Origin of the sequence: Roseovarius sp. 217 (genome assembly GCF_000152845.1) — a bacterium.
Classification (GTDB): domain Bacteria; phylum Pseudomonadota; class Alphaproteobacteria; order Rhodobacterales; family Rhodobacteraceae; genus Roseovarius.
The window spans coordinates 142,081-162,829 of the sequence record NZ_CH902584.1; the positions used below are offsets into that span (position 1 = coordinate 142,081).

23 protein-coding genes are annotated in these 20,749 nt (G+C 61.5%); 12 read left to right on the forward strand and 11 right to left on the reverse strand.

Features of this window, described 5'->3' with window-relative positions:
- From ROS217_RS00770 to recO, 10 genes are all read left to right on the forward strand, one after another.
- Positions 1 to 681, forward strand: a complete 681-nt coding sequence (locus ROS217_RS00770) for a DUF2062 domain-containing protein (protein ID WP_040650268.1) — start codon at positions 1 to 3, stop codon at positions 679 to 681.
- Between the two features lie 39 nt (positions 682 to 720).
- Complete coding sequence (locus ROS217_RS00775; RefSeq protein WP_009815719.1) at positions 721 to 1,473, forward strand: pyridoxine 5'-phosphate synthase; 753 nt, start codon at positions 721 to 723, stop codon at positions 1,471 to 1,473.
- Positions 1,466 to 2,080 (forward strand): LysE family translocator, encoded by a 615-nt coding sequence (locus tag ROS217_RS00780; protein WP_009815720.1) that lies wholly within the window; start codon positions 1,466 to 1,468, stop codon positions 2,078 to 2,080. Before ROS217_RS00775 ends, ROS217_RS00780 begins: the two co-directional genes overlap by 8 nt.
- A 10-nt stretch (positions 2,081 to 2,090) precedes the next feature.
- Positions 2,091 to 3,557 (forward strand): alpha/beta fold hydrolase, encoded by a 1,467-nt coding sequence (locus ROS217_RS00785; RefSeq protein ID WP_009815721.1) that lies wholly within the window; start codon positions 2,091 to 2,093, stop codon positions 3,555 to 3,557.
- Positions 3,554 to 3,964, forward strand: a complete 411-nt coding sequence (acpS, locus tag ROS217_RS00790; RefSeq protein ID WP_009815722.1) for a holo-ACP synthase — start codon at positions 3,554 to 3,556, stop codon at positions 3,962 to 3,964. The genes ROS217_RS00785 and acpS overlap by 4 nt, the downstream gene beginning before the upstream one ends.
- Positions 3,965 to 4,017: 53 nt before the next feature.
- On the forward strand, positions 4,018 to 4,848 hold the full coding sequence (gene lepB / locus ROS217_RS00795) for a signal peptidase I (RefSeq protein ID WP_009815723.1): 831 nt from the start codon (positions 4,018 to 4,020) through the stop codon (positions 4,846 to 4,848).
- Positions 4,845 to 5,528, forward strand: a complete 684-nt coding sequence (rnc, locus tag ROS217_RS00800; RefSeq protein WP_040650839.1) for a ribonuclease III — start codon at positions 4,845 to 4,847, stop codon at positions 5,526 to 5,528. The genes lepB and rnc overlap by 4 nt, the downstream gene beginning before the upstream one ends.
- A 253-nt stretch (positions 5,529 to 5,781) precedes the next feature.
- Entirely contained in the window at positions 5,782 to 6,687 is a 906-nt protein-coding gene (gene era / locus ROS217_RS00805) for a GTPase Era (RefSeq protein WP_009815725.1), read from the forward strand.
- Between the two features lie 72 nt (positions 6,688 to 6,759).
- The gene (locus ROS217_RS00810; protein ID WP_009815727.1) at positions 6,760 to 7,092 is read left to right on the forward strand and encodes a DUF1491 family protein; all 333 of its coding nucleotides are present in this window, start codon (positions 6,760 to 6,762) and stop codon (positions 7,090 to 7,092) included.
- A 7-nt stretch (positions 7,093 to 7,099) separates the two neighbouring features.
- Positions 7,100 to 7,834 (forward strand): DNA repair protein RecO, encoded by a 735-nt coding sequence (gene recO / locus ROS217_RS00815; RefSeq protein ID WP_009815728.1) that lies wholly within the window; start codon positions 7,100 to 7,102, stop codon positions 7,832 to 7,834.
- Between the two features lie 52 nt (positions 7,835 to 7,886).
- Here recO and ROS217_RS00820 read toward each other — a convergent pair whose 3' ends face one another.
- Entirely contained in the window at positions 7,887 to 8,660 is a 774-nt protein-coding gene (locus ROS217_RS00820; protein ID WP_009815729.1) for a sulfite exporter TauE/SafE family protein, read from the reverse strand.
- Positions 8,661 to 8,907: 247 nt separating this feature from the next.
- Here ROS217_RS00820 and ROS217_RS00825 point away from each other — a divergent pair, with 247 nt between their 5' ends.
- Complete coding sequence (locus ROS217_RS00825) at positions 8,908 to 10,596, forward strand: acyl-CoA dehydrogenase family protein (protein ID WP_040650269.1); 1,689 nt, start codon at positions 8,908 to 8,910, stop codon at positions 10,594 to 10,596.
- 102 nt (positions 10,597 to 10,698) lie between these two features.
- A complete protein-coding gene (gene ispH, locus ROS217_RS00830) occupies positions 10,699 to 11,649 on the forward strand; it encodes a 4-hydroxy-3-methylbut-2-enyl diphosphate reductase (protein WP_009815731.1) in 951 nt (316 codons plus the stop codon).
- A gap of 852 nt (positions 11,650 to 12,501) precedes the next feature.
- Here ispH and ROS217_RS00835 read toward each other — a convergent pair.
- The 10 genes from ROS217_RS00835 to cyoE form a co-directional block, all read right to left on the reverse strand.
- Positions 12,502 to 13,314, reverse strand: coding sequence for an MBL fold metallo-hydrolase (locus tag ROS217_RS00835; RefSeq protein ID WP_009815732.1), 813 nt, complete (start codon positions 13,312 to 13,314; stop codon positions 12,502 to 12,504).
- A gap of 348 nt (positions 13,315 to 13,662) precedes the next feature.
- Positions 13,663 to 14,247 carry a GNAT family N-acetyltransferase gene (locus tag ROS217_RS00840; RefSeq protein WP_198134906.1) on the reverse strand — a complete coding sequence of 195 codons (585 nt, stop codon included), beginning with the start codon at positions 14,245 to 14,247 and terminating at the stop codon, positions 13,663 to 13,665.
- A 2-nt stretch (positions 14,248 to 14,249) separates the two neighbouring features.
- Entirely contained in the window at positions 14,250 to 15,512 is a 1,263-nt protein-coding gene (locus tag ROS217_RS00845) for a M16 family metallopeptidase (RefSeq protein ID WP_009815734.1), read from the reverse strand.
- A complete protein-coding gene (gene thrC, locus ROS217_RS00850) occupies positions 15,509 to 16,897 on the reverse strand; it encodes a threonine synthase (RefSeq protein ID WP_009815735.1) in 1,389 nt (462 codons plus the stop codon). Before thrC ends, ROS217_RS00845 begins: the two co-directional genes overlap by 4 nt.
- 12 nt (positions 16,898 to 16,909) lie before the next feature.
- Positions 16,910 to 17,392, reverse strand: a complete 483-nt coding sequence (locus tag ROS217_RS00855) for a hypothetical protein (protein WP_009815736.1) — start codon at positions 17,390 to 17,392, stop codon at positions 16,910 to 16,912.
- On the reverse strand, positions 17,389 to 18,069 hold the full coding sequence (locus ROS217_RS00860; protein WP_009815737.1) for an SURF1 family protein: 681 nt from the start codon (positions 18,067 to 18,069) through the stop codon (positions 17,389 to 17,391). Before ROS217_RS00860 ends, ROS217_RS00855 begins: the two co-directional genes overlap by 4 nt.
- Positions 18,070 to 18,173: 104 nt before the next feature.
- Positions 18,174 to 18,974 carry a cytochrome c oxidase subunit 3 gene (locus ROS217_RS00865; RefSeq protein WP_009815738.1) on the reverse strand — a complete coding sequence of 267 codons (801 nt, stop codon included), beginning with the start codon at positions 18,972 to 18,974 and terminating at the stop codon, positions 18,174 to 18,176.
- A 25-nt stretch (positions 18,975 to 18,999) separates the two neighbouring features.
- Complete coding sequence (locus ROS217_RS00870; protein ID WP_009815739.1) at positions 19,000 to 19,581, reverse strand: cytochrome c oxidase assembly protein; 582 nt, start codon at positions 19,579 to 19,581, stop codon at positions 19,000 to 19,002.
- A complete protein-coding gene (locus tag ROS217_RS24255) occupies positions 19,581 to 19,745 on the reverse strand; it encodes a hypothetical protein (RefSeq protein ID WP_040650841.1) in 165 nt (54 codons plus the stop codon). The genes ROS217_RS00870 and ROS217_RS24255 overlap by 1 nt, the downstream gene beginning before the upstream one ends.
- Positions 19,742 to 20,698 carry a heme o synthase gene (cyoE, locus tag ROS217_RS00880; protein ID WP_009815741.1) on the reverse strand — a complete coding sequence of 319 codons (957 nt, stop codon included), beginning with the start codon at positions 20,696 to 20,698 and terminating at the stop codon, positions 19,742 to 19,744. Before cyoE ends, ROS217_RS24255 begins: the two co-directional genes overlap by 4 nt.
- Positions 20,699 to 20,749: the final 51 nt, after the last annotated feature.

The following is a 20,749-nucleotide window of genomic DNA, read 5'->3' on the forward strand; positions in this document are numbered from 1 at the left end:
GTGGTTTTCAAACGTCGTGACAGACGCCCCTTGTGGAAGGTGATAGCCGATTTTTTCTGGCCCAAAGGCGGGTGGGCGCGCGCATTTACCTATGTCAAACACCGGCTGCACCGCCTGCCTGATCCACCCGAGCGTATCGCCCGCGGAATATTTGCCGGGGTTTTCACCACATTCACACCGTTTTACGGTCTGCACTTCATTGTCGCGGGCACGATTGCTCTCATTCTGCGCGGCAATATCCCTGCGGCCTTGTTGGGCACGTTCTTTGGCAATCCGCTGACCTATGTGCCGATTGGGGTGATTTCGCTTCAGACGGGGCACGCGATCCTTGGTCGCACCACGCTGGCAGAGGATGAAATCAGCCGCTCGCTCGGGGGCAAGTTTCTCGATGCGGGCGATGACCTCAAGAACAACTTTCTTGCCATCTTCATGGATCACACGGCAGATTGGCATAACCTGAAAGTATTCTATGACGAGGTGTTCTTGCCGTATTTGGTGGGGGGCATCGTGCCGGGAATCGTGACGGCGCTTGCGGCCTATTACATCAGCCTGCCTGTGATCACCGCCTATCAGCACCGACGCAAGGGCGTCCTAAAGGCAAAATGGACAGCGATGAAGGAAAAAAAGATCGCCAAGGAAAAACAGGCGCACAAGGCTGACGAGGCGCGAAAACCAGACTAGGTTATGCCTCGAGTCGCGGATCAATCACGGGAGAGGCCGATGTCGGCAGGAAAGAAGCTACGCCTTGGCGTCAATATCGACCATGTGGCCACAGTGCGCAATGCACGTGGCGGGGCCTATCCTGATCCTTTGCGCGCCGCGAAATTGGCCGAAGAGGCCGGGGCGGATGGCATCACCGCGCATCTGCGCGAGGACCGGCGGCATATCTCGGACGCAGACATTGATGGGTTGATGGAGGTGCTGACGGTGCCGCTCAACTTTGAGATGGCGGCGACCGAGGAGATGCAGCGTATCGCCCTGCGGCATAAGCCACATGCGGTGTGCATCGTGCCGGAAAAACGCGAGGAGCGCACGACCGAAGGCGGGCTGGAAGTGGCACGCGAGGAAAACCGGCTGGCGCATTACTTAGCACCATTGCGTGCGGCAGGTTGCCGGGTGTCGATCTTTATTGCTGCCGACAAACGCCAGATTGACGCCGCGCACCGGATCGGGGCCGAGGTGATCGAATTGCACACCGGCGCCTATTGCGACGCCCATGCCGAGGGGCATTTTGAGGCCCGAGACCGTGAGTTGGAGGGGCTGCGCGAAATGTCGGCCTATGCCCATTCGCTGGGGCTTGAGGTGCATGCGGGGCATGGTTTGAACTATGAAACCGTCAAGCCGGTCGCAGCCTTTCCCGAGGTTATGGAGCTCAACATCGGGCATTTCCTGATTGGCGAGGCGATTTTTCGCGGGTTGCAATCGGCGATTTCCGAAATGCGGCGACTGATGGACGAAGCGCGCGATGGCTGAGCCGTTGGGATTTCTCTCCGCCGCGCTTGCCTTTACCGTGATTGCGGCCTCTCCGGGGCCGGCCAATCTGGCGGCGGCGAGTGTGGCCATGGCGGCTGGGCGGGCCAAGGGCATGCGGTTTGCGCTTGGTCTGGGACTCGGTCTCTTTTTCTGGGGGGTGCTGGCCGCGATGGGGCTTGGGGCCGTCCTGCAATCTAGCGGATGGGCGTTGAGCATCCTCAAAATTCTGGGGGCGGGCTATCTTTTCTGGTTGGCCCTGCACTCCTTGCGGGCCGCGCGGCTTGGAAACAGCACGATGGCTGTCCGCGCCGCGCCGCGCCGCCTGTTCTGGTCCGGTCTGATGCTGAACCTTTCGAACCCCAAGGCCGTCTTTGCCTGGATGGCGACGCTGTCACTGGGGATTGGCGGCAGCGGGCAGGAATTTCTGCCGCTCATGCTGCTCTGTGGTTTGATCGGGTTGATCAATTACGTTGTTTGGGTCGCGCTCTTTTCAACCGGGGTGATGATGCGGGGCTATCTGCGCGCGCGCCGCTGGATTGACGCGACGGTCGGCCTGTTGCTTGGTGCGGCGGGTGTGTCCCTGCTTCGGTCGTCGGCCTCTCAATGAGGCTGGGCTGATGTTCCGTGTCGTAGCCCTGCTATGCGTCGCCGCCCTCGCGCTCTGGCAGCTAGAGGGGCAGCGGCGCGGGGTGGAAATCACCAGTTTTACGGTCTCTGACACGCCGGTGACGCGTGAAGCGCAGCCCGGTGCTGACGGGCCGGTGGTTGTCGTGGCGCATGGCTTTGCCGGGTCGCGGCAGATGATGCAGTCCTATAGCCTTGATCTGGCGCGGGCGGGATACCGGGTCTGGGCGTTTGATTTCGAAGGGCATGGGCGCAACCGCGTGCCGATGTCGGGCGATGTGACGCGCATCGACGGCACGACGCGGCTGCTGATCGAGCAGACGCGCCGCGTGGTCGCGGCGGCGGTGGCGCAAGAGGGTTACAACGGCGAGGTCGCGCTCTTGGGGCATTCCATGGCGACCGATATCATCATCCGCACCGCGCTGGAGGAGGACCGGGTTGGGCCGGTGGTGGCAATATCGGCCTTTTCTCAGGCGGTGACGGGGACCGAGCCGGATACCCTCTTGCTGATCAGCGGCGCGTGGGAGGCGGGCCTGCGCGGTTTTGCCCGGCAGGCGGTGGCGATGGTGGACCCAGAGGCGGGCGAAGGCCAGACTGCGCGCTCAGGGGATGTGACCCGACGCGCGGTTGTGGCCCCCTTGGCCGAGCATGTGGCGGTGCTGCATAGCCGTGTGGGGCGCACCGAGGCGATTGACTGGCTCGATACAGCCTCTGGGCGCGAGAGTGATGTTGCGGTGCGGGCCACGGGCCCATGGATCATGGTGTTGATGGGGGCGATAGTGGCTCTGGCTTGGCCATTGTCGCGGCTCTTGCCGCAGCACGCGCCGCCTGTTCCGGGCACGCTCTCGATGCGGCAGTTCGCACTCGTGCTTGGGGTGCCGGCCAGTCTTGCGCCGCTCTTGGCGGTGCAGGTGGAAACACGGCTGCTGCCAGTGTTGGTGGCGGATTATCTGATGCTGCATCTGGCGCTCTACGGAGTTTGCCAACTTGCGCTCCTGTGGGGATTTGGGCTGCGTCCTGACCGGCTGCGACCCGTGGCGGTGGTGGCGCTGCTGGTCTGGGGCCTTGGCTTCTTTGGCCTTTTTCTGGATCGCTATAGCGCAAATTTCTGGCCCACACCTGAGCGGTTGACGATCATCGCGACACTCAGCCTCGGGGCGCTGCCGTTCATGCTGGCAGATGCGGTGCTGACGCGCGGCGCGCCGCTCTGGCAGAGGTTGGGCGCGCGGTTGATGTTTATACTCTCGCTGGGTCTGGCCATCCTGCTCGACACCGAGCGGTTGTTCTTCCTTGCGATGATTGCGCCGGTGATCCTCCTCTTTTTCCTGATATTCGGGCTGATGGGCCGTTGGGTGGCGGCGCGGGCGGGGGGGACGAGCGCAGGTGTGGCTCTTGGTCTCATCCTCGCCTGGGCGCTTGGGGTAAGTTTTCCGCTCTTTGCACCGGGGGTGACGGGATGATCTTGGGGATTGGCACGGATCTGGCGAATATCGAGCGGATCGCACGCACGCTCGAGCGGTTTGGTGACCGGTTCCGCAACCGGGTCTTCACGCCCGTGGAACAGGCCAAGGCCGAGCGCCGCGCCGATGTGGCAGGCACTTATGCCAAGCGGTGGGCAGCCAAGGAAGCCTGTTCCAAGGCGCTTGGCACCGGACTACGCATGGGCATCGCGTGGAAGGATATGGCGGTCACCAACCTGCCCACGGGCCAGCCGGTGATGCAGGTTTCGGGCTGGGCCGCGACACGTCTGGCCGAGATGACGCCGCCGGGACATGAGGCCATCATCCATGTGACATTGACCGACGATCACCCTTGGGCGCAGGCCTTTGTGGTGATCGAGGCGCGGCCCGTTGAACGGTCTGCTTGACACCTTGGCCCCGGCCCCGCATGTAGCGCCGGAGAGATAGCGGAGGACGCCAAATGGCCGCCACAGGCAAGACATCGAGCTCTATCTGGGAAACCGTCAAGACGGTGTTCTGGGCCCTTGTGATCGCGGGGCTGTTCCGCACGCTTTTCTTTCAGCCGTTCTGGATTCCCTCAGGGTCGATGAAGGACACGCTGCTGATCGGTGACTTCCTCTTTGTCAACAAGATGGCCTATGGCTATTCCTACGCCTCCTGCCCCTCGATCCGCTTCGCGGGGCTGAATATTGATGCACAGGATATCTGTGGTTTCATTGACGGCGATAACAGCCGTATCTTTGGGTCAGAGCCCGAGCGCGGTGATATCATCGTCTTCCGCCAGCCGACGGATGGCACCGATTTCATCAAGCGGGTTATTGGCCTGCCAGGAGATCGCATTCAAATGAAGGATGGCGTGCTGCATATCAACGAGGCCGCCGTCGGCCTGGAACCGGCTGGTGATTTCGTTGAAGAATTCGCACGCCAAGGGCCAATGGGTATCCGTCCGCGCTGCGAGAATGGCGTGGTGGGAGAAGGGGCCGATTGCATCAAATCGCGCCAGATCGAGACTTTGCCAAATGGCCGATCGCATGCGATCCTCAATATCGGCGATCAGCGGGCGGATAACACGGGCGTCTTTACCGTTCCGGCCGGGCATTACTTCTTCATGGGCGACAACCGCGACAATTCCACGGATTCACGCTTTCCGCAGGCGGTGGGCGGCGTGGGCTTTGTTCCCTACGAGAACCTGATCGGGCGGGCCAATCGGGTGGTGTTCTCATCGGCAGGCCGTTCCATGTTGGCATTTTGGACATGGCGCAGCGACCGCTTCTTCAAGAGGTTGGATTGAAGCTTTCGGCCGAGATAAAGGCGTTTCAGACGCGGCTTGGGCATGAGTTCACTGCGACTGAACTTCTCATTCGGGCGCTGACCCATTCGTCGATGGTCACGCCCAACCGTGATGACAATCAAAGGCTGGAGTTTTTGGGCGACCGCGTGCTTGGGCTGGTGATGTCCGAGGCGCTGCTGTCGCAGGACAAAGGCGCGACCGAAGGGCAACTTGCGCCGCGATTCAATGCACTGGTGCGCAAGGAGGCCTGCGCCGACGTGGCGCGCGAGATCGACCTTGGTGCTGTGCTCAAGCTCGGGCGCTCCGAAATGCTTTCTGGCGGGCGGCGCAAAGAGGCGCTCTTGGGTGATGCGATGGAGGCGGTGATTGCCGCGATCTATCTCGACGCCGGATTTGACGCGGCGCGCGCGGTTGTTCTCCGGCTCTGGGGGGCGCGGATCGGCGAGGTCAAGGATGACGCGCGCGACGCCAAGACAGCACTTCAGGAATGGGCGCAAGCGCGGGGCCTTCCGCCGCCCGACTACATTGAGCTGCGCCGAAAGGGACCGGATCACGCGCCGGTTTTCACTATTTCTGCTCAGTTGAAGAGCGGTGAAAGCGCCGAGGCAACCGCCGGCTCCAAGCGGCAGGCTGAGCAAACGGCAGCCAAGGCGCTCTTGGCCCGGCTGCAGACCGATTGAGACCCTACGCGGGGCTGCGATCTCGGCATCCGCAGAAAAACGTGCCGAGATCACCTGGGAACGTGTCGCACAGCGCGGTATCTACCCCAAATCCTGCAAGACGACGCGTTTGCCGACGGCCCCACCTGATGGTCATGAATGAGGCTGTGGCCACACCTTTGTTTCCTTTGGCTGTGGGAACTGACGCTCGGCTCTGGTCGTGGCGCGGCAAATCGGCTAGAGCCTGTCAATCACAACAGTCGAGACCCAATCCATGACCACGCGCGCCGGCTTCATTGCCCTGATCGGAGAGCCCAATGCGGGCAAATCCACCCTGCTCAATCGCATGGTGGGGGCCAAGGTCAGCATCGTCACCCACAAGGTACAGACCACGCGCGCGCGCATTCGGGGCGTGGCGATGGAGGGGCAGAGCCAGCTGGTGTTCGTCGACACACCGGGCCTGTTTCAGCCACGCCGCAGGCTGGATCGGGCGATGGTCGCCGCCGCCTGGGGGGGCGCGGCGGATGCCGATGTGGTGATCTTGCTGATTGAGGCGCATCGCGGCGTGACCGAAGGTGTGGAGCGCATCTTGGACGGGTTGAGCGGCATTGCCAAGGGCCGCAAGGTGGCACTCGCCATCAACAAGATCGACCGCGTGCAAGCGCAGGTACTGCTGGCGCTGACCAAGGACATGAACGAGCGCTTTGCCTTTGAAAAGACGTTCTTAATTTCCGCCGAGAAGGGGCATGGCGTCGATGATCTGCGGCACTGGCTGGCGGGTGAAGTGCCCGCGGGACCATGGCTTTATCCTGAGGATCAGATCGCCGATCTGCCGATGCGGATGATCGCCGCCGAGATGACGCGCGAAAAGCTGACGCTGCGGTTGCATCAGGAATTGCCCTATCAATTGACCGTCGAGACCGATCACTGGGAAGAGCGCAAGGATGGCTCGGCCCGGATTGATCAGGTGGTCTATGTGATGCGCGACGGGCACAAGGGCATCGTTCTGGGCAACAAGGGCGAGACGATCAAGGCTGTCTCCAAGGCGGCGCGTGAGGAGTTGGAAGAATTCCTTGGCCGCCGCATTCATCTCTTCCTACAGGTCAAGGTTCGCGAGAACTGGCAGGAAGAATCCGAGCGCTATTCCGAAATGGGGCTGGATTTCAAGGACGGAAACTAGGCGTATGTTTCTGCTTTTCTTGGATAAAGTACTCAAATCCAACCGCGCAGCAGGGGCGGAAACCGAGGGCGCATGGCCCGGCTGACCGCGCGCTTCTGGGTTGATGCCTATCTGGCACGGCTCAGATTGGCGGAGATTCCCGCCTTTGTGGTGGCGCATGGCGATGACACCGGCGGCGCAGTTCTGGTCAAGCTCAACACGCTGAACGGTCAGGCGCGGGTCTGGCAGCGGTCGTTTGACCTGATGAGCGGCGCGCGGGTTTGGGTTGTGTTGGCCGAGGGGGACGAGGCTGGTGTCGATGCCGCAATTCGCCGGCAGCGGGGCTATGATCCCGACCTCTGGGTGATCGAGGTGGAGGACCGGGAGGGTCGTCACCTGCTTGATCAAGACGGGCTGGAGGCGTGAGAGACCGATGGATTGGCGCGATCAGGGTATCCTTCTGAGCAGCCGCCGCCACGGGGAAAGTGCTGTAATCATTGAAGTTTTCACGCCAGAGCGCGGGCGTCACGCAGGCGTTGTGCGCGGTGGTGCATCGCGCAAAATGGCCCCGATCCTGCAACCCGGCGCGCAGCTTGATCTGGAATGGCGGGCGCGGTTGGAGGATCATATCGGCACTTTTAGGGTGGAACCTGTTCGATCCCGGGCGGGGGTTTTGGGGAATCCGCTGACCTTGGCGGGGTTGAATGCCGTTTGTGCGCTGTTGCTCTTTGCCCTGCCCGAGCGCGAAGCGCATGGTGCACTCTATGAGCGCACAGAGACTCTGCTCGATCTTCTGGCCGAATCCGAGGTCTGGCCCCTAGCCTATCTGCATTGGGAACTGGCGCTATTGGAGGATCTGGGATTTGGTCTGGACCTGAGCACCTGTGCGGTGATGGGGGAAAAGGCAAATGATCTCAGCTACATATCACCAAGGACCGGGCGTGCGGTGTCGCGGGCTGGGGCGGGGGAATGGGTGGACAAGCTCTTGCCATTGCCGCCCTGTCTGATGGGACATGGGCCCGCACCGGATGCCGAAATCCTGCAAGGCTTGACGGTCACGGGCCATTTTTTGCGCACCCATCTGGCACCGCAGATGAGAAACAAGCCGCTGCCCGAGGCGCGCGAGAGGTTCGTCGCGCGCATGGCGGCGCGGGTCAATCGGGGCTGAGGCGCCTGTAAGCTCTGTAAGGTTTCGGCCGAGTTTTGTAAGGTCTTCTGGATCAGAGCAGCATGACGCCACGCCGGATCAGGTTGAGCCCCGCAATCAGCAGCACCCAGAGGGTGATCTTGCGAAAGGTCGCCTGATCGAATCGGTCCTGAAGGCGAAAGCCGATCCAGATTCCGAAGAGCGCCGGGGCGACCATCGCCAGAGAGAGCGGCACCGTTTCGGCGCGCAAGACGCCCGATCCGATATGCGAGCCAAGCAGCACCAGCGCACCCAAACCATAGATCACGCCCTGCACCCGCATCTGGTCGGTTTTCTCGGTGCCGCGCGCGATCAGCATGGCGACGGTGGGCGGCCCCCAGATCCCCGAGAGGCCGCCGAAAAGACCGGCAAGCGCCCCCATGCCCGCCTCACCCTTGATCCCCGGCTCCGGCGGCAGACGCAATCCGCGTCCCATGAGCGTGGAGACCGCATAAAGCGTGATAAGTGGGCCGATGAAGAGCAACATCGCAGAGGGCGGCAGCACCGGCACCAGCTGTGCCGCAAAGACCATAATCACGCCACCTGCAATCAGGAACACCCGGAAATGTGTGATCGAGGCGAGGGCGGCGAGAGCACCTTGGCGCAGCGCCTGCCAGAGATTTGTCGCCAGCGTCGGCAGGATCAACCCTGCCAGCGCCAGTTCGGGGGGCATCATCGTGCTGAGACCCGCGATCATCACCGTGGGCATGGCAAAGCCCACCACCCCCTTGACCATCCCGGCGCAGACCGCCACGGTAAAGGCCATGGCCCAACCCCACATTGGGTCTATGTCGAAAAACGCTTCCATGGAACCGTCTTAGGGTATTTCCGGAATCGCGCGAAACAGGGAAATGTTGCGGCGTGCGGGATTGAAGGCATTTTTGGCAACACGCAGGGACAGGTGCCGTCTGAAACCAGGCGCTGTGGGGCATAGCGCCGCAGTGCAGTATTTCAACACGCAATTTTAGAACAAAACCCTGCGACAAAAAGCATAATAGTTGCGCTGCACCTGCATAATAGATAAAAGGCACCAGATCAGGAAAAGGATGCGATTCATGGCACATGACGGACAGGATCTTGCGATGGCACAGCCGATTATTCTGGGCGACCTTCTGGCCTTGACCAGTGTGGCACTTGCCCCGACCGAAGCCTTGCTGGAGCGGGCCACTGACGCCGTGCGCGCGCTGGTCACTGTCGAGGGGCGCGTGTCGGGGGCAGCCATCGAGGCGCATCAGACCGCAGCACATGGGCTGGCGTGGTTGGCCACCTATGTCGAGGCGCTACGGCAAATGCAGGCCTGGGCCACGCGGCTCGAGGAAAAGGATCAATTTGGCGAGGTCGAGCAACTGATCCTGCAAATCGCATTCGGAGAATATCTGAGCCAGATCGCGGGTGGCATCCAGATGAATCAGGGCGAGATGGTGCGGCTTCAGGATCTGGGCCTGAGCCCCGACGATGCACATCTGATGATGGACCCCGCCGCCACAATGCTGATGCAGGCGGGCAATACCCAAGCCGCCCGCAGCCGGTTGGTGGATTTGATGCAGGAGCGGTCCGCCGAGATCACGGTGGGGCGGACAGGGCTGGATGATGAGCTGGAAATGATCCGCGAGCAGTTCCGGCGGTTTTCGGTCGAGAAGGTCGAGCCCTATGCGCATGAGTGGCATCTCAAGGATGAGCTCATTCCGATGGAGATCATCGAGGAATTGGCGGAAATGGGCGTCTTTGGCCTGACCATTCCCGAGGAATTCGGTGGTTTTGGGTTGAGCAAGGCGTCGATGGTTGTGGTCTCGGAAGAGTTGAGCCGGGGCTATATCGGGGTGGGCTCTCTGGGCACCCGGTCCGAGATTGCCGCCGAGTTGATCCTGTGTGGTGGTACTGAGGAACAAAAGGCCCATTGGTTGCCCAAGCTGGCCAGCGCCGAGATCCTGCCGACGGCGGTCTTTACCGAGCCCAACACCGGATCGGATCTGGGCAGTCTGCGCACCCGCGCTGTCAAGGACGAGGCTGGCGACTGGAAAGTCACGGGCAACAAGACATGGATCACCCATGCTGCGCGCACCCATGTGATGACGCTCTTGGCGCGCACCGTGCCCGACACCACCGATCACCGGGGGCTGTCGATGTTTCTGGCCGAGAAAACCCCCGGCACCGATGACGCACCATTCCCGACCCCCGGCATGACCGGCGGCGAGATCGAGGTTCTGGGCTATCGTGGCATGAAGGAATATGAACTGGGGTTCGATAATTTTCACATCAAGGGCGAGAACCTGCTGGGCGGTGAAGAAGGCAAGGGCTTCAAGCAGTTGATGGAGACCTTTGAGTCTGCTCGCATTCAGACCGCCGCCCGCGCCGTGGGCGTCGCGCAATCCGCTCTCGATGTGGCGATGAAATATGCGCAGGACCGCAAGCAGTTTGGCCGCGCGTTGATCGAGTTTCCGCGTGTGTCGGGCAAGCTGGCGATGATGGCGGTCGAGATCATGGTGGCGCGGCAATTGACCTATTTCTCGGCTTGGGAAAAGGATCACGGGCGGCGCTGTGACCTTGAGGCGGGGATGGCCAAGCTCTTGGGGGCGCGGGTGGCCTGGGCTGCGGCGGATAACGGATTGCAGATCCATGGCGGCAACGGTTTTGCGCTGGAGTACACCATCAGCCGGATTCTCTGTGACGCGCGCATTCTCAATATTTTCGAGGGCGCGGCCGAGATTCAGGCGCAGGTGATCGCGCGTCGGCTGCTGGGGTAACTGGGGCGAATGAGGCGGCGGCGGACACCCCGCAATTTCCCGCCTCACCCTTTACCTGCCGCCTCCCCTGCCTTACCTCTAGACCCAAGCAGGAGACGCGCGATGACCAAGCCCCCCCTCACCCTCTACCTCGCCGCGCCGCGCGGCTTTTGCGCCGGTGTGGACCGCGCCATCAAGATCGTCGAAATGGCCCTCGCGAAATGGGGGGCGCCGGTCTATGTGCGCCATGAGATCGTGCATAACAAATACGTGGTCGATGACCTGCGCGCCAAGGGGGCGGTGTTCGTCGAGGAATTGGATGAGTGCCCTACCGACCGACCGGTGATCTTTTCCGCCCATGGCGTGCCGAAATCGGTCCCGTCGGAGGCCGCAGCGCGCCAGATGCTCTATGTCGATGCCACCTGCCCGCTGGTCAGCAAGGTGCATATCGAGGCAGAGCGGCACCATGAGAACGGGCTGCAAATTGTGATGATCGGCCATGCCGGGCACCCCGAAACCGTGGGCACCATGGGGCAATTGCCGACAGGCGAGGTGCTCTTGGTCGAGACCCCCGCCGATGTCGCCACGCTTGCGGTGCGCGACGCGGCCCGCCTTGCCTTTGTCACTCAAACCACCCTCTCGGTCGATGACACTGCCGAGGTGGTCGCGGCGCTTCAGGCGCGGTTCCCGGCGATTGTCGGCCCGCATAAGGAAGACATCTGTTACGCCACCACCAACCGGCAAGAGGCGGTCAAGGCCATGGCGGAACGGGCCGAGGCGATGCTGGTCGTGGGCGCACCCAATTCGTCGAATTCCAAACGTCTGGTCGAGGTCGGCGCGCGGGCGGGCTGCACGTACTCCCAGCTCGTGCAACGCGCCACCGACATCGACTGGCGCGCGCTGGACGGTATCGCCTCTATCGGCATTACCGCCGGGGCCTCTGCGCCGGAAGTGTTGGTCAACGAGGTGATCGACGCCTTCCACGCCCGCTATGACGTCACCGTCGAACAGGTCGAAACCGCGCAGGAAACGGTTGAGTTCAAGGTGCCGAGGGTGCTGCGGGAGAAGGTATGAGGGGGATTGGGTGACGTGTCGGATGGTCGGTTTGAGCCCTGAGCGGCGGATGCTGCGCAGTAAACGAATGTCGTCTTACTCATTTCAGTCACTACCTTGGGGGCCAAGACTGCACCCTTACTTAAGGCAGGGAAACGTTCGCTAGTCTGGCCCGATAAAACAAATCCAATGTTGCGACACCAAGTTGTACATATTCGCATGTCGTGAGTTCATAGCCGTTCAGCCCAGAACATTCAGGAACGTTTTCGAACGTATCAACGGCTCGCTCCAAGGCGCGTTCGTATCCTTTAGGTGCATAACCGTTTCCTTCTATCGTTGGCGGCAAAAGCGGTAGTAACTCCTCATAAAAAGTGCGCATTGAGGCCACGACGTCAGACAGACAGGAGCCAGTTCCTTTGTCCACAGCTATACAAATGTCTCCCGCGACAACTACACAGTGCTGCTGCATCCAACCACGGTAACGCAAATCTAGAGGCTCAATGGCTTTTAAACAGTCGACAACGTCCGGCGTTGGCAAATCGAGATCCGCCCTGGTCAGGCTCGGAGCCGCAACGAAAACCAAACATACCGACATGAATATCCTAAACATCTGACTAGATTGGATTTGCGATGAGTTGGAGTCAACTCATTACTCCGCAAAGCTTACCTATCTCAATGGTCCGGTAGCGGCCATTCAGACGGCACCATTGAACGGCAGCAAAGTCCGCACATCAGACACACACCACCGCACCAACCAATAGCCCAAATTCGTGTTCCCCGCGCCACCACAGTATCTCGGTCGAGGTGATCGAAACCGCGCAGGAAACGGTTGAGTTCACGGTGCCCCGCATCCTGCGTCAACCGGCCTGAGCCTCATTCGTTATCCCGCAGCCACGCTGGGCGCAGGACGACAATCGTGGGTCGGTCCGGCAGGGTGCGCAAGGAGACTTCAATATCGCTCACACCGGGGCGCGCGATGGCGAAATCCGCCTCCATCCCCGCCAGAAACCGCTCAAGCGTGCTGTCGCCAAACCAATGCATCGGCAAAACAATCGAGGCCTTCACCCGCCTCAGCACGCTCATCATATCCGCGATATTCATCGTGAACCCGCCATCGACCGGGGCCATTACCACATCCATCCGGCCAAGTGCTGCATATTGATCATCCGACGGCTCGTGATGCAGATGGCCCAGATGGGCGATGCAGAGCCCCTCGGCCTCGAACACGAAAATCGAATTGCCCTTGGCCTCGACCCCACCGCCCGAGCGGATGTCGGTCGAGACATTGCGCACGAGGAGCGTGTCCAGATCAAGGTGATGCTCGATCCCCTCGCCATACGCGCCCCACCCCGGCAGAACATGCGGAATCGCCGGATCGGGAAAGGCGGTCCAATGGGTGTCATGGGCATGGTTCATGGTGACGATATCGGGGATCAGATCGGCACTGCCAATAAATCCGGTGAAATCCGTGATCGCATTATACCCGCCCGCCTGAATGAGAAACGAGGCATGGGCGATATAGCGCAGCCGCACGGTATACTCGGGCAAGGGCGCGCGGAAACTGGCCCGGTGCAGATATTCCAGCCCCGGCGTCGCATCGGCCAAGGCGATGCAATGGCTCGGGCGGCGGTCCTGCGCGGTAGCGGGTGCGGCCAGCACCAGGACAAACAAGACAAGTCGGATCATCGGCACTCCTCCCTTTTGTGGAGGGGAAGATAGCACGGATTGGCGCGCGGTCAGGGGTTTGGCGGCGAAACGCGGCGGGACGGGATCGACGCTGCTGGAAAATCAGCCGCTATTGGCCTGAAGGGGACGGATGGACCTGTGCGATGAGCCGCGCGGTGCCCGTCCGCGGGAGGGTGCTGAAGCGGTGAAGGATGGCACTTTATGCCAGCAAAACACTCCCGCGTTATACGTATGTTGATACGTTGCAAAGGCACCCGCCCGGGGGGCGGTCGGGCGCCGCGCGGCGGTGCCTATGGCACCTTGATTCCGCGCTTTGATGATTGGGGCCAACGCCCGCTCAAGGTCAAATCACCCCACATCTGTCCGCCCCCGCCGATCCGCACGCAACGCGGCATAGAGCACATGCGTCCGCCAACGCCCGTTGATCTGCAAATAGCTTTGCGCGACGCCCTCGTACTTGAACCCGCATTTTTCCAGCAGCGCCCGCGACGCTTGGTTTTCCGGCAGACAGGCCGCCTCGATCCGGCTCAGATCCAGCCGATCAAAGGCATGATGCACCACCCCTGCGATGGCCTCCTGCATATAGCCCTGCCGCGCAAAGGGCTGTCCGATCCAATAACCCAGCGTGCCCGCCTGCGCCGGTCCGCGCCGGATATTGTCCAGAGTGATTGCTCCCAAAAGCGCCTGATCCTCGCGTCGGATCAAAAAGAGCGGCATTGCACTGCCGCTGGCAATCGAGCGTTGCGCCCACCAGACCCGATTGGAAAACCCCTTGCGCGCCAGATGATCCGAAGCCCAGAGCGGCTCCCACGGGGTGAGGAAATCCGCACTGTCTGCCCGCAAACTGCTCCAGTTGCGAAAATCACCGATCACCGGCTGCCGCAAGGTTAGACGCTCTGTCTCGATCCTGAGCTTGCGGCGCGGCAAGAGCATCATCAGGCAGCGCGCCTCGCATCAAGCGCGGCCAGTGTCGGGGCCTGCTCGACCGGGCCATAGAGCGCCAAAGCAGAGGGGGCACGCGCCACTGTGCTCTCGGCCAGCCGCTTGACATCCGCCAGCGTCACCGCGTCGATCCGTTCCACCACCTCGGGCAGGTCCGGCACCCGGCCCCAGATTTGCAGCATCCGCGCCAGACGTTCGGCGCGGTTGCTCGGGCTCTCCAGCCCCATCAGCAACCCGGCCTTCATCTGTGCCCGCGCCCGCTCGACTTCGGCCACGCTCATGTCGTCGGCGGCACGCTTCATCTCATCGACCGTGATCCCTGCCAGATCGCCCAGTTGCTCGGCCGAAGTGCCTGCGTAGATCGTCATCATCCCGGTGTCGGAATAGGCCCCGGCCTGCGCATAGATCGAATAGCAGAGGCCCCGCCGCTCGCGGATCTCCTGAAACAACCGCGACGACATCGACCCACCAAGGGCAGAGGCATAGATCTGCGCGGTATAGATATCGGGATGCGCGTAATCCGGGCTCTCGAACGCCAGCGCGAAATGCGCCTGCTCCAGATCCTTGACGTGCCGCGTCTCGCCGCCCGCGAACCGTGCGACGGGCGGCTCAATCGCATCGCTTGGGATCATATCGCCAAACATGCCTTCGGCCATACGCACCAGCGCCTCGTGATCCACCGCTCCCGCCGCCGACAGAACCATCTGACCGGGCCGGTAATACTGATCCACAAACCGCTCCAGATCAGGGCGGTCAAAGCCGCGCACGCGCTCTTCCGCCCCTAGAATGGTGCGTCCCAGCGGGTGATCGGGATAGGCCTTTTCCTGTAGCCAGTCGAAAATGATGTCGTCCGGCGTATCCGCCGCCTGCCCGATCTCTTGCAGGATCACGCCGCGCTCCACCTCGATCTCGCGCGGGTCGAACACCGGATTGCGCAGGATATCCGCCACCACATCGAGCGCGAGCGGCACATCCTCCTTGAGCACGCGCACGTAATAGGCCGTGACCTCGCGCGAGGTATAGGCGTTGATATAGCCGCCCACATCCTCGATCGCCTCGGCAATCTGCAAGGCCGAGCGCCGCTTGGTCCCTTTGAAGGCCATATGCTCCAGAAAATGCGCGATGCCGTTCTGGCTGGCCTCTTCATGGCGCGCGCCTGCCAGCACCCAGACGCCAATCGCCGCCGATTGCAGGCCGGGCATATACTCCGAGACGATGCGAAACCCGTTGGGCAGGGTGGTCAGTTGGACACTCAATGGGCAATCCGTTCCTTGATCAATGTTTCAATGGCGTCGAGGTCATTGGCGACCCGCGTCACGCGCTCATCCCGCTCATACAGGTTCGCCATACGCTCGGGCAAGGGGGGGTGAATACCGCTTGCGTCCTCCACCGCCGCCGGAAACTTGGCGGGATGCGCGGTGGCCAGCGTGATCATCGGAACGCCCGCGCGACGCTCTGCCTCTGCCACATGCACGCCCACGGCGGAATGCGGGCAGAGCAATTCGCCACTCGTCGCCCAAGTCCGCCGGATCGCGGCGCGGGTCTCGTCCTCGTCACAACGCCCGCTATCGAATGTCTCGCGCAGCGCCTCCAGCGCGCCCTGGCTCACGGTGAATCCGCCCGCCTTCAACTCGTCCATCACCTGCGCCACAGCGCCGCCATCCTGCCCATAGGCATAAAAGAGCGCGCGTTCAAAGTTGGAACTCACCTGAATATCCATCGAGGGGCTGATCGAGGGGGCAACCCCATCGGGCCGATAGTCGCCGGTGCTCAGACAGCGGTGCAGAATATCGTTCTGATTGGTCGCCACCACCAGCCGGTCAATCGGCAGCCCCATCCGCTTGGCGATATAGCCCGCAAAGACGTCGCCAAAATTGCCCGTGGGCACGGTGAAACTCACCTTGCGGTCGGGCGCGCCGAGACTCACGGCAGAGGTGAAATAATACACCACCTGCGCCAGAACCCGCGCCCAGTTGATGCTGTTGACCCCTGCCAAACGCACCCCGTCGCGGAACTCGAAATCGTTGAACATATCCTTGACGCGCGCCTGTGCGTCGTCGAAATGCCCGTCAATCGCCAGCGCATGCACATTGCTCTCAGCCGGCGTCGTCATCTGCCGCCGCTGCACCTCTGATACGCGGCCATGCGGATAGAGGATGAACACATCCACCGCATCCAAGCCGCGAAACGCCTCGATCGCCGCAGAGCCGGTATCGCCGCTTGTCGCGCCCACGATGCTCACCCGATTGCCCGAACGTTTGAGCGAAAACTCGAACATCTGCCCGATGAGCTGCATGGCGAAATCCTTGAACGCCAGCGTCGGGCCGTGGAACAGCTCGAGGAGGAAATGCCCCGGTGCCAACTGCTTCAAGGGTGCCCGCGCGGCATGGCCAAACCCCTCATAGGCCCGCGCGATGATCCCGCGAAATTCGTCGTCGGTAAAGGCATCGCCGATGAAGGGCCGCATCACTCGGAACGCGGCCTCCTCATAGCTCACCCCTTCCAGCGCGCGGATGTCCTCATGGCTCATCTGCGGAATGCTTTCGGGCAGGTAAAGCCCGCCATCGCGCGCAAGCCCGGTCAGCATCGCCTCTTCAAAACTAAGCGTGGGCGCGCGGCCCCGTGTCGAGATGTATTTCATGCCCCTGCCCTTCTATTCGCTCGCCTTGCCAAGACGCGTTTCAAGCGCACGATAGAGCGCCGCCTTGTCCACGCCAAACAGGCCGATATGCAAAGTTTTTCCAAGACTGTGATAGCGCAGCGGATACCACCGAAGGCTCGCTTGCTTCATTTCCAGCCGAATGTCACGCTGCCGTTGGATACTGTCAAAGGTTGGGGGCAGCATCTGCGTGACATCCGCGAAGAGGATCGACGCCCCCGCCGGGTAATATGTCAACGCATCGTCATCGATGACCATGTAGCGCGTTCGCATCGCTACAGCGATGAACGCGGCACCCAGTGCCGTTCCGAAACAAAAAAGGACTACCTCGGAGGTATCAAGTGTCCGCCGGACCATCGGCACACCAAGCGAGAGCAGGCAAACGATAAACGCCATCATGCCCATAATGATCATCTCATTCAGTCGAATCTCGATGATCTCCAGCGCGCGCCCGCCATCCGTTAAGTTTTCATTCATGCCGCTCGGCCCCCCTTGACCTGCCGCCAGATGAAAACCCCGGTCATCGCGGCCCATATGGCGGCCAGCGAAAACCATGTGATCGCGTAACTGAGGTGATCGTTCGGAATGCCGCTGGTGTCTACCGGCAAGGGCGACACGCCCACCTCTGGCACCGACAGGGCGCGCGCAACGATCAGCACCGGCTCGGTCTCCAGCACCTCCGCCATCTGCTCGATGTCGCGGGCAAACCAGATGTTGCCCGGCACATCATTTTCCGGCGTTGAACTCAGCCGCTCATCAGGCCAGTGCAGATTGCCGGTCACGGTGATCTCGCCTGCGGGCGGGGCCGGAATATCGGCGCTCACCCTGATGAACCCCCGGTCCAACAGTACCCGCCGCGTGTCTGTATCGAGCGCGGAGATCACCCGATATCCTGCACCGATCTGCTTTTGGCTGACCAGCACCCGCAGCGCCGCGTCGCCAATCTGACCGGTCACCGCGACCGGCAGATAGCGATCCGCCTCAGGCTCTACCGCGTCTGGCAAGGCCACCGGCGGCGCGCTGATATGCGCCGCGATATCGGCCAGAATAGCCTCTTTCCGCGCCAGCCGTTCGACCTGCCATTTACCCAAGCCAATCAGCACCGCCACACCGGCGATGCCAAAGATCAGGGGGATCAGAATGCTTTTCCGCATGTTTCACTCTCAAAAGGAAAATGCGGGGAAAGGAAACCCCCCGCATCTTCTTCTTGGTTCAAATCCTCGGACGGGCCGAGCACTGATCTTGCTCAGAACACTGGTTAGCTGCCCCAGATATAGACCGCAGCAAAGAGGAAGAGCCAGACCACATCGACAAAGTGCCAGTACCAGGCAGCCGCCTCAAAGCCCACATGCTGCTCGGGCGTGAGATGCCCCTTCATCACCCGAAGCAGGCAGACAAAGAGGAAAATCGTGCCGATCACCACATGCGCGCCGTGGAACCCGGTCGCCATAAAGAAGTTGGCACCGTAGATATTGCCGGAGAAGCCAAAGGCCGCGTGGCTGTATTCATAGGCCTGGAACACGGTAAAGATCGCGCCCAGCGCAATCGCGATGATCAGGCCGCGCTTGACGTCCTGCCGGTTGTTCTCATGCACCAGCGCATGGTGTGCCCAAGTGGCGGCACAGCCCGAGCAGAGCAGGATCAGCGTGTTGATCAGCGGCAGGTGCCAGGGATCAAAGGTCTCGATCCCGGCGGGCGGCCAGACCCCATCGACCATCGGTGAGTTTTCACCCATCGGGTACATGGCATGCTTGAAAAAGCTCCAGAACCACGCGGCGAAAAACATCACCTCGGACATGATGAACATGATGAAGCCGTACCGCAGGCCGATCCGCACGACGGGCGTGTGATCGCCGGTTTGACCCTCGTTCACAACATCGGACCACCAGCCGAACATGACGTAGATCACGCCGACGACGCCAGCAAGCAGCATCCAGGGCCCGTGGTCATGGAAAAACAGGACAGCCCCGAAGAGCATAACGAACCCCGCCAGCGCGCCCAGCAGCGGCCAGACGGAGGGGGGCAGAATGTGGTAATCGTGGTTCTTTTCGTGTGCCATCTTTATCTTATCCCTCGTCGAAGGCTCAGTTCAGGTTTTTATCATTGTTGGTCCCCTGCTCAAGAGCGGCTTGCTCCTCGGGCAGGTCAATCTCGTGAAACGTATAGGACAGCGTGATCGTGTGGACATACTGTCCTTCACGGTCGCTGACAATCTCGGGGTCAACGTAAAAGGTCACGGGCATCTGCACCCGCTCACCCGGCTGTAGCACCTGTTGCTCGAAACAGAAACAGTCGATCTTGGTGAAAAAGCCGCCCGCCTCGTAAGGTGTCACGTTATAGCTGGCCGATCCGGCCACGACACGGTCGGTCGGGTTATACGCCTCGTAAAACGCCAGCCCGGTCTCGCCGATGCGCAGCTCCATCTGGCGCTCCATCGGCTTGAACTCCCACGGCATGCCGCGTTCCTTGCTGGCGTCGAACCGGATCTTGACGGTCTGCTCCAGCACATCGTCGCTTGCCACTTCCGATACGCCCGTGGCCCCGCCAAAGCCGGTCACACGGCAAAACCAGTCATAGAACGGCACAGAGGCCCAAGCGAGGCCGCCCATCAGCACAACCACACCCACGGTTTGGGTTACCGTCTTGAGCTTTGGGTCCAACGCCATCAGTCCGCCCCCTGTTCGATCTTGGGCACCGCGAAATCTTCGTTTGAGACCTTGGCAATCGTCATCCCGAACACCAGCGCCACAAATCCTGCCAGCACAAGACCAAGGCCCAGATTGCGGCCAAACCGGCGCTTGTGCAGCTCATGTTCCTCGCGAAAGCTCATGTCCATCCCCCAAGGCCCAGACCGCTCAGCGCCGCCTCGGCCAGAATGGCGGTGAAATGTGCAAAGAGATACCAGAGCGACAGCCGGAACGCCCGCTTCTCAACCCGGTAATTATCCGCCTCCGCCTGATCCTCATCGCGCCGCCAGATCGCAATCGCGTCCCGCAGGAAAAGCGCGTTAAAGATCACCGCAACCGCCAGATAAACCGGCCCGCCGATGCCTGTGAACGCAGCGCCAATCGCCAACGCCGCCAAAAGCACCGTGTAGACGAGGATATGCACCCGCGTGGCGCGACGCCCATGGGTCACGGTCAGCATGGGAACACCCGCCTTGTCGTAATCGCCGCGCATAAACAGCGCCAGCGCCCAGAAATGCGGCGGTGTCCACATGAAAATCAGCGCAAACATCAGCACCGATTCAAGACTTACCGTGCCCGTCGCCGCCGCCCAGCCGATCATGGGAGGAAACGCGCCCGCCGCGCCGCCAATCACGATATTCTGTGGCGTCCAGCGTTTGAGCCCGATGGTGTAGATCACCACGTAGAAGAAAATCGTAAAGGCAAGGATGCCTGCGGCCAGCGCATTCGTGGCCAGCCACAGCATCACAACCGACATCACCGCCAGCGTGATGCCAAAGGCAAAGGCCTCGTCCCGCGTGACCTTGCCCGCCGGAATGGGCCGCTTCTGCGTCCGCTTCATCAGCGCATCAATATCGGATTCCCACCACATGTTGAGCGCGCCCGAGGCGCCCCCGCCCACGGCAATGAACAGGATTGCGGCAAAACCGATCACAGGATGCACCCCCACCGGCGCGGCCAAGAGGCCCACCAGTGCTGTGAACACCACCAGCGTCATCACGCGCGGCTTGAGCAGGGCAAAGAAATCGCCAAAGCCTGCCTCACCCTCTTGGGTGTGGCTTACGGGGCTGGCTGTATTCAGGCTCGCATCGCTCATTTCGGTCTCCCGCCACGATGCGCAGGATCTGCGCACCCCGGACTTGCTGGA